At 68.5% G+C, this 11159-nt stretch carries 13 protein-coding genes, 1 tRNA gene and 1 riboswitch; of the genes, 7 read left to right on the top strand and 7 right to left on the bottom strand.

Translation table 11 applies throughout. The annotated features are described in order from the left end of the window. The first annotated feature begins 5 nt into the window (after positions 1 to 5). Positions 6 to 2504 carry a transglycosylase domain-containing protein gene (locus ACIP89_RS00650; protein WP_402112160.1) on the top strand — a complete coding sequence of 833 codons (2499 nt, stop codon included), beginning with the start codon at positions 6 to 8 and terminating at the stop codon, positions 2502 to 2504. A 54-nt stretch (positions 2505 to 2558) separates the two neighbouring features. Here the strand turns inward: ACIP89_RS00650 and ACIP89_RS00645 are convergent, their stop codons facing one another. The 3 genes from ACIP89_RS00645 to ACIP89_RS00635 form a co-directional block, all read right to left on the bottom strand. Beyond that, positions 2559 to 2879 (bottom strand): multidrug efflux SMR transporter, encoded by a 321-nt coding sequence (locus ACIP89_RS00645; protein WP_024491021.1) that lies wholly within the window; start codon positions 2877 to 2879, stop codon positions 2559 to 2561. Positions 2880 to 2919: 40 nt separating this feature from the next. Further along, positions 2920 to 2985: riboswitch (guanidine-III (ykkC-III) riboswitch) on the bottom strand. Positions 2986 to 3038: 53 nt separating this feature from the next. Then, positions 3039 to 3377 (bottom strand): GroES family chaperonin, encoded by a 339-nt coding sequence (locus ACIP89_RS00640; protein ID WP_401921874.1) that lies wholly within the window; start codon positions 3375 to 3377, stop codon positions 3039 to 3041. A 46-nt stretch (positions 3378 to 3423) separates the two neighbouring features. Then, entirely contained in the window at positions 3424 to 3744 is a 321-nt protein-coding gene (locus tag ACIP89_RS00635) for a DUF3618 domain-containing protein (protein ID WP_401921871.1), read from the bottom strand. Between the two features lie 127 nt (positions 3745 to 3871). Here ACIP89_RS00635 and bcp point away from each other — a divergent pair, with 127 nt between their 5' ends. The 5 genes from bcp to ACIP89_RS00610 all read left to right on the top strand — a co-directional run bounded on the left by bcp (position 3872) and on the right by ACIP89_RS00610 (position 7319). Then, positions 3872 to 4339, top strand: coding sequence for a thioredoxin-dependent thiol peroxidase (bcp, locus tag ACIP89_RS00630; RefSeq protein WP_401921869.1), 468 nt, complete (start codon positions 3872 to 3874; stop codon positions 4337 to 4339). Positions 4340 to 4481: 142 nt separating this feature from the next. Beyond that, on the top strand, positions 4482 to 5978 hold the full coding sequence (gene proP / locus ACIP89_RS00625) for a glycine betaine/L-proline transporter ProP (protein WP_401921866.1): 1497 nt from the start codon (positions 4482 to 4484) through the stop codon (positions 5976 to 5978). A 280-nt stretch (positions 5979 to 6258) separates the two neighbouring features. Next, entirely contained in the window at positions 6259 to 6756 is a 498-nt protein-coding gene (locus ACIP89_RS00620; RefSeq protein WP_402113431.1) for an HNH endonuclease, read from the top strand. After that, positions 6753 to 7232, top strand: a complete 480-nt coding sequence (locus ACIP89_RS00615) for an HNH endonuclease signature motif containing protein (RefSeq protein WP_402112157.1) — start codon at positions 6753 to 6755, stop codon at positions 7230 to 7232. The genes ACIP89_RS00620 and ACIP89_RS00615 overlap by 4 nt, the downstream gene beginning before the upstream one ends. Before the next feature lie 12 nt (positions 7233 to 7244). Further along, positions 7245 to 7319 (top strand) — tRNA-Leu (locus ACIP89_RS00610). A gap of 52 nt (positions 7320 to 7371) precedes the next feature. Here the strand turns inward: ACIP89_RS00610 and rdgB are convergent. The 4 genes from rdgB to ACIP89_RS00590 all read right to left on the bottom strand — a co-directional run bounded on the left by rdgB (position 7372) and on the right by ACIP89_RS00590 (position 9611). Further along, positions 7372 to 7974 carry an RdgB/HAM1 family non-canonical purine NTP pyrophosphatase gene (rdgB, locus tag ACIP89_RS00605; protein ID WP_311305482.1) on the bottom strand — a complete coding sequence of 201 codons (603 nt, stop codon included), beginning with the start codon at positions 7972 to 7974 and terminating at the stop codon, positions 7372 to 7374. A gap of 32 nt (positions 7975 to 8006) precedes the next feature. Next, positions 8007 to 8399 carry a hypothetical protein gene (locus ACIP89_RS00600; protein WP_402112155.1) on the bottom strand — a complete coding sequence of 131 codons (393 nt, stop codon included), beginning with the start codon at positions 8397 to 8399 and terminating at the stop codon, positions 8007 to 8009. A gap of 125 nt (positions 8400 to 8524) precedes the next feature. After that, a complete protein-coding gene (gene rph, locus ACIP89_RS00595) occupies positions 8525 to 9262 on the bottom strand; it encodes a ribonuclease PH (protein WP_390092969.1) in 738 nt (245 codons plus the stop codon). Positions 9263 to 9377: 115 nt separating this feature from the next. After that, entirely contained in the window at positions 9378 to 9611 is a 234-nt protein-coding gene (locus tag ACIP89_RS00590; RefSeq protein ID WP_019886687.1) for a glucose PTS transporter subunit EIIB, read from the bottom strand. A gap of 222 nt (positions 9612 to 9833) precedes the next feature. Between ACIP89_RS00590 and ACIP89_RS00585 the strand changes: the two genes are divergently transcribed. Continuing rightward, a complete protein-coding gene (locus ACIP89_RS00585; RefSeq protein WP_401921857.1) occupies positions 9834 to 11144 on the top strand; it encodes a PTS transporter subunit EIIC in 1311 nt (436 codons plus the stop codon). The last annotated feature ends 15 nt before the right edge of the window (positions 11145 to 11159 follow it).

Below are 11159 nucleotides of genomic sequence, written 5' to 3'. Positions count from 1 at the left end.
CCGACATGAGCGACGAGCCACAGCAGCGGAACGGGGACCCCGACCGCAGGGGCTGGACCCCGAGAGACCTGCCTGCCGACGCCGCCGCCCCCGGAGGCCAGGGCGCCCCGGCCGCAGACGCCGCCGGCGAAGAGACCGGGCCGGCCGGCACGAACGGCCCGAGCAGCCCGGACGGTCCGAAGCAGAAGAAGCCCAGACGCCCCAAGCGCAAGGGCTGGCGCCGCGCCGTCCCCACCTGGCGGATGGTGCTCGGTGGCATCCTCCTCATCGCCCTGGTCCTGATCGGCGGCTTCATCGCCGGGTACCAGCTCGTCGACATCCCCTCCGCCAACGCCAGTGCCACCGCCCAGTCCAACGTCTACCTCTACAAGGACGGCAGCGTCATCGCCCGCGACGGCGAGGTCAACCGGGAGAACATCAAGCTCGCCCAGGTCCCCCGCACCGTCCAGCAGGCGGTCCTCGCCGCCGAGGACCGCGACTTCTACTCCGAACGCGCCGTCGACATCAAGGCGATGTTCCGGGCCGGCTGGAACACCCTCACCGGCAAGGGCAAACAGGGCGGCTCGACCATCACGCAGCAGTACGTCAAGAACTACTACCTGGGCCAGGAACAGACCGTCGGCCGCAAGATCAAGGAGTTCTTCATCGCGATCAAGCTCAACCGCGAGGAATCCAAGAACCAGATCTTCGAGGGCTACCTCAACACCAGCTACTTCGGCCGCAACGCCTACGGCATCCAGGCCGCCGCCCAGGCCTACTACAGCAAGGACATCGGCGACGTCACCACCGCGGAGGGCGCCTACCTCGCCTCCCTGCTCAACGCGCCCAGCGCCTACGACGTCATCACCCACCCGGAGAACAAGAGCGCCGCCGTCGACCGCTGGAACTACGTGCTCGACGGCATGGTCAAGGAGGACTGGCTCGGCGCCGGCGAGCGCGCCGCCATGACCTTCCCCCCGCCGGGCCGGGTCAAGCCCGCCAACAGCCTCTCCGGACAGCGCGGCTACATCGTCCAGGCCGTCGAGGACTACCTCGTCCGCAACGACATCCTCGACGAGAAGACCCTCGCCGCCCGCGGCTACCGGATCACCACCACGCTGGAGAGGAAGAAACAGGACGCCCTCGTCGAAGCCGTCGACGACAACGTCATGTCCAAGACCAGCAAACAGAACAAGGCCGACCGCAACGTCCGCGTCGGCGGCGCCTCCATCGACCCCGCGACCGGTCACGTCGTCGCCATGTACGGCGGCATCGACTACACCCGCCAGTACGTCAACAACGCGACCCGCACCGACTACCAGGTCGGCTCCACCTTCAAGCCGTTCGTCTTCACCTCCGCCGTCGCCAACGACTCCACCACCCAGGACGGCCGGCGCATCACCCCCACCACCCTCTACGACGGCACCAACAAACGGATGGTCCAGGGCCCCGACGGACCCACCGGCTACTCCCCCGCCAACGAGGACGACGTCAGCTACGGGCCCATCACCGTCAGCGCCGCCACCGACAAGTCCGTCAACGCCGTCTACGCGCAGATGGCCGAGGACGTCGGCCCCGGCAAGGTCCGCCAGACCGCCGTCGACCTCGGCATCCCCGAGGACACCCCCGACCTCACGGCGTCCCCGTCGATCGCGCTCGGCCCCGCCACCGCCAGCGTCCTGGACATGGCCGACGCCTACGCCACCCTCGCCGGCCACGGCAGGCACGGCGCCCACGTCCTCGTCGACAAGGTCACCAAGGACGGTACGGCGGTCAAGCTCCCCGACCGCAGCACGAAACAGGCCGTCAGCCGCCAGGCGGCCGACACCACCACCTCGATCCTGCGGAGCGTCGTCGACGGCGGTACCGGGACCGCCGCCCAGGGCGCGGGCCGCCCGGCCGCCGGCAAGACCGGCACCGCGGAGGAGGACAAGGCCGCCTGGTTCGCCGGCTACACCCCCGAACTCGCCACCGTCATCGCCGTCATGGGCCAGGACCCCGACACCGGGGTGCAGAAACCGCTCTACGGCGCGCTCGGGCTGCCCCGCATCAACGGGGGCGGCGCCCCCGCGGAGACCTGGGCCCAGTACACCGGAGCCGCCCTGCGCGGCACCCCCGTCAAGAACTTCACGCTCGACCTGGAGGGCGGCACCGACGAAACCGGGCTGCCCAGCGCGCGGAGCAGCGAACCCGGCGACACCGGCCAGCCGTCCCGGACCCCGTCCGGCACCACCTCGAACACCCCGTCCAGCACGCCGCCCACCACCCCGTCCACCCCGGAGAGCCCGCCCACCGGCACCCCCACCGGCGGCACCGACACCGCGGGCGGCACGGACGGCGGCACAGGCGGGGCTGACGGCGGCACGGGCGGTGGGACCGACGGCGGGACAGGCGGTGGCACCGACGGCGGCACAGGCGGTGGCACCGACGGCGGCACGGACAACGGCGGGGCGGACAACGGCGCAGGCACCGCCGGCGGCCTCCTGGAGGGCGCCAGAGGCACCCGCGCCCCCGGACGCCTCTGAGAGGCAGAGGCGCCGACGGGCCGGGACCGGCCCGTCAGTGACCTTCAGCGGCCGTCAGTGACCCGAGGTCGCCTTCAGCCCGACGACGGCCACCAGCAGCAGACACACGAAGAAGATCCGGGCCGCCGTCACCGGCTCATGCAGCACCACCATGCCCAGCACCGCGGCACCGGCCGCACCGATACCCACCCACACGCCGTACGCCGTACCGATGGGCAGCGTCCGCGCCGCATGGGACAGCAACACCATGCTCGCGACGATCCCGAGGCCCGTGAACACACTCGGCCACAACCGGGTGAACCCCTCGGTGTACTTCATCCCGATCGACCAGGCCACTTCCAGCAGACCGGCGATCACCAGCAGAACCCATGCCATGACAGCACCTCCGACGTCACACGACACATGAACAACACGGGGTGCGTCGTCTTTGCGAAGCCCGGTACGGCGCGTCTCGTCGGGGTCCCACCAGCCTAGCAAAGAACAGGCAAAAGGCCTGGTGACAACGGTCACCAGGCCTCGCACCACTATCCGGGGCTACAGATACAGACCGGTCGAATCCACCGAGCCCTCGAACCGGTCCGCCGCCACCGCGTGCAGATCCCGCTCGCGCATCAGCACGTACGCCACGCCCCGCACCTCGACCTCGGCACGGTCCTCGGGGTCGTACAGCACCCGGTCCCCCGGCTCCACCGTCCGCACGTTCTGCCCCACCGCGACCACCACGGCCCAGCCCAGCCGACGGCCGACCGCGGCCGTCGCCGGAATCAGGATGCCGCCGCCGGAACGCCGCTCACCCTCGGGCGAATCGGACCGGACCAGCACACGGTCGTGCAGCATCCGGATGGGCAGCTTGTCGTCGGTGTTGTCGCTCACGCCCCGCAACCTACCTGGCCGCGCCGCCTCCCCGCGCCCTCGGGGCTCAACGCTTCTTCCGCCGCGCGGACACCGTGAGCAGCCCGACCACGCCCACCGCGAGCAGCGCCGCCGGAATCACCCGCTCCAGCCTCGGCGCACCGTCCTCCGTGACGAACTGGGCCTTCACGTCAGAGACCGCCCGGTTCACCGCGACGAACGCCCGCCCGGCCGTCCGGTCCACGGCCTCGGCGGCCTTCGCCTTCGCGTCACCAACGATCGTCTTCGGGTGCACCCGCACCCCGATCTCATCGAGCACCACCGCGAGCTGCTCGCGCCTGGTGATGATGTCCGCCTCGATCTGCGCAGGGCTCCTGGCATCCGACACTGCGCCGCCTCCGTGGTCCTCGTCCGGTAAACCTTCATCGACAGTCTGTCAGCTCGGCCGCCCCCGCACCCGGCGGCACCCCTATTACTCTCGGTCCCGTACACCCCGCGTACCAACGAGGAGAACCATGAGCGAGCGACTCAAGCCCGGCGACACCGCCCCCGCCTTCACCCTCCCCGACGCCGACGGGAACGACGTCTCGCTCGCGGACCACAAGGGCCGCAAGGTCATCGTCTACTTCTACCCGGCGGCTCTTACCCCCGGCTGCACCAAGCAGGCCTGCGACTTCACCGACAACCTCGACCTGCTGGCCGGTGCCGGATACGACGTCATCGGCGTCTCCCCCGACAAGCCCGAGAAGCTCGCCAAGTTCCGCGAGAAGGAGAACCTCAAGGTCACGCTCGTCGGCGACCCGGCCAAGGAGACCCTGGAGGCCTACGGCGCCTTCGGCGAGAAGAAGCTCTACGGCAAAACGGTGACGGGCGTCATCCGCTCCACGATCGTCGTCGACGAAGAGGGCAAGATCGAGCACGCCTTCTACAACGTCAAGGCCACCGGCCACGTCGCGAAGATCATCAGGGACCTCGGGATCTGACGACCGCGTCCGACGGCCGGGGATTGGGCCGAATGGCCGAAAAAATGTGATGGACATCCCAATCCCCCGCCGATTCGGTTTGCGACCGCCATGACCGCGCAGAAGCCTTCCCTGGAAGACCCACCGAGGAAAGGACCCGGCCATGGCGGCCTCCGACCCCCATCAGGCGGCCGACCCCGAAGCGGTCAAACGCCATCCCGCCCTTTTCCGGGCCATCCGCAAGCGGCAGAACCCCAAGCTGCGGCGGACGGACATCACCATCACGGACGACCAGGCGGTCAAGCGCGCCGTGAAGGCGGCCTCGCTGGGCAACGCCATGGAGTGGTTCGACTTCGGCATCTACTCCTACATGGCCGCCACCCTGGGCCACGTCTTCTTCCCCTCGGGGAGCGACACCACCCAGCTCCTCTCCTCCTTCGCGACCTTCGCCGTCGCCTTCCTGGTGCGCCCCCTCGGTGGCATGTTCTTCGGGCCCATGGGTGACAAGGTCGGCCGCAAGAAGATCCTCGCCCTCACCATGATCATGATGGCGATCGGCACCTTCGCGATCGGCCTCATCCCCTCGCACGGCTCCATCGGCGTATGGGCCCCGGTCCTGCTGATCTTCTTCCGGATGCTCCAGGGCTTCTCGACGGGCGGCGAGTACGGCGGCGCCTCCACGTTCATCGCCGAATACGCCCCCGACAAGCGGCGCGGCTATTTCGGCAGCTTCCTCGAATTCGGCACGCTCGCCGGCTACGTGGGCGCCTCGGGCCTGGTCACCCTGCTCTACGCGCTCCTGGACACCGGCCAGATGGAGACCTGGGGCTGGCGCATCCCCTTCCTCGTCGCCGGTCCGCTCGGCCTCGTGGGCCTCTACCTGCGACTGCGCCTCGACGAGACCCCCGCCTTCCAGAAGCTGGAGGGCGGCACGGCACACGCCACGGAGGCCGCGGACGGCGTCGAGGTGACCGCGAAGGGCGATCTCGCCAAGATCTTCCGCGACTACTGGCCGACGCTGATCCTCTGCATCTGCCTGGTCGGCGCGTACAACATCACCGACTACATGCTGCTGTCGTACATGCCGACGTACCTCTCCGACGAGCTCGGCTACAGCGAGACCCACGGTCTGCTCATCCTGCTCGGCGTGATGATCTTCCTGATGCTGATCATCAGCCAGGTCGGCAAGCTCTCCGACCACTTCGGCCGCAAGCCGCTCCTGATGACGGGCATGCTCGGCTTCCTGGTCTTCTCCCTCCCCGCGTTCCTGCTCATCCGGCAGGGCAGCATCCCGGCCGTCGCGCTCGGCATGCTGATGCTGGGCCTCTCCCTGGTCTGCATGCTCGGCACCATGTCCGCCGCCCTCCCGGCCCTGTTCCCGACGCAGGTCCGCTACGGCTCCCTGTCGGTGGGCTACAACCTGTCGGCGTCGATCTTCGGCGGTACCACCCCGTTCGTCATCACGGCCCTGATCAGCGTCTCGGGCACCAACCTGATGCCCGCGTACTACGCGATGGGCGCGGCCGTGGTCGGCGTCATCGCGGTGGCCTGCATGAAGGAAACGGCCAACAAGCCCCTGGACGGCTCGCCCCCCTCGGTGGAGACGAGCGAGGAGATGGAAGAGCTGGTCGCGAACCAGACCCCGGACCCGAAGTTCTGACCCCACGCCTACGGGAATGGCCCGTCCCGCATCGGTTACCGCCGATGCGGGACGGGCCATTCCGCATCTTGTCGGATACCGGACGTGACTCTCCGATAAACGGTTCGTTGATCCGTACGAGGCTGCGAACGTGCGGCCGGATGCGGAGGGGATCGTGCCGGTTCGGTATACGCGCGAGCTGCTCGAAGAGGCGGCGCGCGAGACGACGAACGCGAATGACGCTGTGCGGTGGTGCGGAGGGACGCCTACGCCGGGGAGCCGGAGCTATCTGCGGAAGAAGATGGCCGAGTGGGGCGTGGACATCTCGCATTTCGCGACGGGCAGGATCCGTCACAGCGAGACTCGGCTTCGCGAGGTGGTCAGCCAATCCGTCACACTCAAAGAGGTGCTCCGACGTCTTGACATCAGTCCGGTCGGCGGCAATCAAACCCACATCAGCCGCAGGATCCGTGCGCTGAACATCGACACTACGCACTTCTCAGCGCCACCTCGTCGCCCGAAAGGACAGCCCGGAGGTCTGCTGGTTCTGAGCACTCCAATGGCTGGAAGGACACCCGGCAAGCGGCTCCGTCGAGAGCTCATCCGTATCGGAGTAGAGGAACGATGCGCTGTGTGTGGCACGGGCACTGTCTGGAACGACCTGCCGCTCCGGCTTGAGGTGGACCACCGGAACGGCGACTGGTGGGACAACCGCCCGGACAACCTGCGCTTACTGTGCCCCAACTGTCATGCGATTACGGATACTTACCGCGGTCGCAAGCGATCGTCCACGTCATGACCAAGCCCCCCTTCCCGCGGGAGGAACTCATGCGGGCCGTCGCGACGTCCCACAGCATGGCCGCCGTGATGCGCACGCTCGGGAAGCACCCCTACAACGGCGCGGCAAGGGCGAGGGCCAAGAAGGACATCGCGGTCTACGGCCTCTCGACAGCCCACTTCACCGGACAGGGCCACAACGCCGATCGCGTCTCACCCACCCGTAGAAGAGCGGAGGAGATTCTGCGGCAGTTCCCAGCTGGTTCGTCGCGCATGAAGACGGGGCTCTTGCGACGAGCGCTCGACGAGGCGGGCATCCCCCACACCTGCCGCCTGTGCGGCCTCGGCACTGTATGGCAGGGGCGACGGCTGGTCCTGGAGATCGACCACGTCGACGGAGACCGGCTCAACAACCGCCTGGAGAACCTGCGGTACTTATGCCCGTCCTGCCACAGCCAGACCGAAACCTTCTCGAAGCGCCGCAACACCGCACAGTAGAGTGGTGCGCGCGGGTCCGTACCCCAGCTGGCTAGAGGGCGCCGGTTTAGGTCCGGTGTGTCGTGGGTTCGAATCCCACCGGGCCCACAAGCACAGAGGGAGTACTGCCTTCGTTTCGAAGGCAGTACTCCCTCTTGTGTCACCCCACCAGCTCCCGCACCACCGGCACCAGCGCCCGGAACGCCAGGCCGCGGTGGCTGATCGCGTTCTTCTCCGCCGGGGTCAGTTCCGCGCAGGTGCGGGTCTCGCCGTCCGGCTGGAGGATCGGATCGTAGCCGAAGCCGTGGGTGCCGGACGGGGTGTGGCGCAGGGTGCCGGGCAGGCGGCCCTCGACCACGCGTTCCGTGCCGTCGGGGAGGGCGAGGGCCGCGGCGCAGGCGAAGTGGGCGGCGCGGTGCGGGGCGTCGATGTCGGAGAGCTGGGCCAGGAGCAGGTCCAGGTTGGCCAGGTCGTCGCCGTGGGTGCCGGACCAGCGGGCGGAGAAGATGCCGGGGGCGCCGCCGAGCACGTCGACACAGAGGCCGGAGTCGTCCGCGATCGCGGGGTGGCCGGTGGCCCGGGCGAGGGCGTGGGCCTTCAGGAGGGCGTTCTCGGCGAAGGTGACGCCGGTCTCCTTGACGTCGGGGATCTCGGGGTACGCGTCCGCGCCGACGAGTTCGTGGGTGAGGCCTGCGTCGGCGAGGATCGCGTGGAGTTCGGTGATCTTCCCGGCGTTGCGGGTGGCGAGGATGAGGCGGGTCATGGGTCGATTATCGCCGCCGCCGGCATCCCTGATTACGGGGTGCAGACCTTGCCGATCTCCTTGGCCGCGTCGGTGACCGGGGTGATGTCGGGGGTCTCGTCGCCCTTGTCGATGGAGTCGCGGACGTTGCCGACGCCGTCCCGGAGGTCGTCGACGGCCTTGCTGAGGTCGGCGTTGTCGGTCTTGTCCCCGAGGTTGCCGAGTTCCTTCTCGATGTCGTCGAGGGCTTCGGAGGCCTGGCTGGGGTCGTTCGAGGCGTTGGTGACGGCCTGCTGGAGGTTGTTCACGCTGGTGGCGATGGCGTCGGCGGTCTGTACGCAGTCGATCGCCTTGTCGAGCGCCCCGCAGCCGACTGCGGCGGTGACGGCGAGCAGTGCGGTGGTGATGGCCAGTGCGGTGCGGTGGCGTCGGTGGCGCGCGGCCATGGTGTGGTCCCTCCCCGGGTGCGGATACGCGGACGGGCGCACGGTTCGACCCGTGCGCCCGTACTCGTATCGACGCTGCCGATGGGGACTTGGTTGCTTCTTTACCTGACCGGACGGACGGGCCGTCAGGCGCCGAGGGTGCGGGCCAGGGCGTCGTTCTGGAACGCGGCGAGGTCGACGCAGCCGGCGGTGGCGAGGTCGAGGAGGGCGTTCAGTTCGTCGCGGTCGAAGGGTTCGGCCTCCGCGGTGCCCTGGACCTCGACGAAGCGGCCGTCGCCGGTGCAGACGACGTTCATGTCGGTCTCGGCGCGGACGTCCTCCTCGTAGCAGAGGTCCAGGAGGGGGGTGCCGTCGACGATGCCGACGCTGATGGCGGAGACGGTACCGGTCAGCGGCTTGCGGCCGTGCTTGATGATCTTCTTGCCCTGGGCCCAGGTGATGGCGTCCGCGAGGGCGACGTACGCGCCGGTGATGGCGGCGGTACGGGTGCCGCCGTCGGCCTGGAGGACGTCGCAGTCCAGGACGATGGTGTTCTCGCCGAGGGCCTTGTAGTCGATGACCGCGCGCAGCGAGCGGCCGATGAGGCGGCTGATCTCGTGGGTGCGGCCACCGATCTTGCCGCGGACGGATTCGCGGTCGCCGCGGGTGTTGGTGGAGCGGGGCAGCATGGAGTACTCGGCGGTGACCCAGCCTTCGCCGCTGCCCTTGCGCCAGCGCGGGACGCCTTCGGTGACGGAGGCGGTGCAGAAGACTTTGGTGTCGCCGAAGGAGACGAGTACGGATCCTTCGGCGTGCTTGCTCCATCCGCGTTCGATGGTGACGGGGCGGAGCTGGTCAGGGGTGCGGCCGTCGATACGAGACATGGGCGGAAGCCTATCCGGCGGGCGGAGCGAGGTCGTGCGCACGCCGCAGGCCCCGTCCCGGTGGGGCGGGGCCTGCGGGCGCCGGGCCGGTGGGCCCGGAAGGTTCAGCGGTGGGTCACATCATGTCTTCGATGTCGGCGGCGATGGGGTCGGCGTCGGTGCCGATGACGACCTGGATCGCGGTGCCCATCTTGACGACGCCGTGGGCGCCGGCGGCCTTGAGCGCGGCTTCGTCGACCTTGCTCGGGTCGATGACCTCGGTGCGGAGGCGGGTGATGCAGCCTTCGACCTCTTCGATGTTGTCGATTCCGCCGAGCCCGGCGACGATCTTCTCAGCCTTGCTGGCCATGGCCTTCTCCCTGGTTCTTCACGTACATGTGACGGCCCACCATGGGTCCGTTTCGTCACGGTAACGCACGGTTGGCCCAACTTCGCGGGCGGGCAGCCGAGCCATCACCAATGATGACGATCACCGGTGCCCTGTCTTCCGGGCGGGCTCCGCACCGTACCGCAACTGGTCTACACCAGTGTGCAACAGCCCCCAATCGTGCCTTGTTCCGGGAGGACGCCGATGAGCTCCAGCAGCGCAGCGATCCCACAGAAGCGGTGGTGGAACGGTCTGTTCCAGGGCCTGCAGAAGATGGGGCGCAGCCTTCAGCTCCCGATCGCCGTGCTGCCCGCGGCGGGCATCCTCAACCGGCTCGGCCAGCCGGACGTGTTCGGTGACGACGGTCTGGGCTGGACCAACCTCGCCAAGGTGTTCGCGGCGGCCGGCGGGGCGCTGCTTGATTCGGGGCTCGGCCTTCCGCTGCTGTTCTGCGTGGGTGTGTCGATCGGGATGGCGAAGAAGGCGGACGGTTCGACGGCACTGGCGGCGGTGACGGGCTTCCTCGTCTACTACGCGGTGCTGCACGCGTTCCCGGTGGACTGCGGCAGCGGTTCGACGTTCGTCTCGGGCGGTACCTGGTTCGGTACGTGTGTCACGGACGACGCGCAGGTGACGGCGGCCGAGTACCAGAACCCCGGCGTGTTCGGCGGCATCGTGATGGGTCTGATGTCCGCCTGGTTCTGGCAGCGGTTCCACCGCGTGAAGCTGGTGGACTGGCTGGGCTTCTTCAACGGCCGCCGGCTGGTCCCGATCATCATGGCGTTCGTCGGTCTGCTCTTCGCGGCGTTGTGCGCGTGGCTGTGGCAGCCGGTCGGTGACGGTCTGACCAGCTTCTCCGAGTGGCTGGTGGATCTGAACTGGCTGGGTTCCGGCATCTTCGGTGTGGCCAACCGCGCGCTGCTGGTGTTCGGTCTCCATCAGTTCCTGAACACGTTCGTCTGGTTCCAGTTCGGTGACTACACGAAGCCCGACGGGACGATGGTGCACGGTGACATCAACCGGTTCCTGGCGGGTGACCCGACCGCGGGGCAGTTCACCACGGGATTCTTCCCGATCATGATGTTCGCTCTCCCCGCGGCGGCGCTGGCGATCTACCACTGCGCGAAGCCGCATCGCCGCAAGGCGGTCGGGGGTCTGATGATCTCGGTCGGCCTGACGTCGTTCGTGACGGGAATCACGGAGCCCATCGAGTACTCGTTCCTGTTCGTCGCACCCGTGCTGTACGCGATCCACGCGGTGCTGACGGGTGTGTCGATGGCGCTCTCGTGGGCGCTCGGGGTGAAGGACGGCTTCAGCTTCTCGGCGGGCCTGATCGACTACGTCATCAACTGGAGTCTGGCCACCAAACCATGGCTGATCATCCCGATCGGCCTGGGCTTCGCCGTGGTGTACTACGCGATCTTCCGGTTCGCGATCACCAGGTTCAACCTCCAGACCCCGGGCCGGGAGCCCGAAGAGGTGGAGGAGGAGATCGAGAGCAACCTCACGAAGTAGCCGCCGGAAAGGGCT

It is taken from the genome of Streptomyces sp. NPDC088730 (assembly GCF_044751215.1).
In the GTDB taxonomy this organism is placed as follows: Bacteria; Actinomycetota; Actinomycetes; order Streptomycetales; family Streptomycetaceae; genus Streptomyces.
Note: the sequence above shows the minus strand (reverse complement) of the source record. Positions and strands in the feature narration are given on the sequence as shown.

Excerpts from the sequence above, each read along its gene's own strand:
- rph (WP_390092969.1), bottom strand. The coding sequence starts at position 9,262 with ATGTCTCGTATCGACGGCCGCACCCCTGACCAGCTCCGCCCCGTCACC.
- ACIP89_RS00620 (WP_402113431.1), top strand. The coding sequence starts at position 6,259 with ATGGCCGAGTGGGGCGTGGACATCTCGCATTTCGCGACGGGCAGGATC.
- rdgB (WP_311305482.1), bottom strand. The coding sequence starts at position 7,974 with ATGACCCGCCTCATCCTCGCCACCCGCAACGCCGGGAAGATCACCGAA.
- ACIP89_RS00615 (WP_402112157.1), top strand. The coding sequence starts at position 6,753 with ATGACCAAGCCCCCCTTCCCGCGGGAGGAACTCATGCGGGCCGTCGCG.
- ACIP89_RS00590 (WP_019886687.1), bottom strand. The coding sequence starts at position 9,611 with ATGGCCAGCAAGGCTGAGAAGATCGTCGCCGGGCTCGGCGGAATCGAC.
- proP (WP_401921866.1), top strand. The coding sequence starts at position 4,482 with ATGGCGGCCTCCGACCCCCATCAGGCGGCCGACCCCGAAGCGGTCAAA.
- ACIP89_RS00650 (WP_402112160.1), top strand. The coding sequence starts at position 6 with ATGAGCGACGAGCCACAGCAGCGGAACGGGGACCCCGACCGCAGGGGC.
- ACIP89_RS00600 (WP_402112155.1), bottom strand. The coding sequence starts at position 8,399 with ATGGCCGCGCGCCACCGACGCCACCGCACCGCACTGGCCATCACCACC.
- ACIP89_RS00585 (WP_401921857.1), top strand. The coding sequence starts at position 9,834 with ATGAGCTCCAGCAGCGCAGCGATCCCACAGAAGCGGTGGTGGAACGGT.
- bcp (WP_401921869.1), top strand. The coding sequence starts at position 3,872 with ATGAGCGAGCGACTCAAGCCCGGCGACACCGCCCCCGCCTTCACCCTC.
- ACIP89_RS00645 (WP_024491021.1), bottom strand. The coding sequence starts at position 2,879 with ATGGCATGGGTTCTGCTGGTGATCGCCGGTCTGCTGGAAGTGGCCTGG.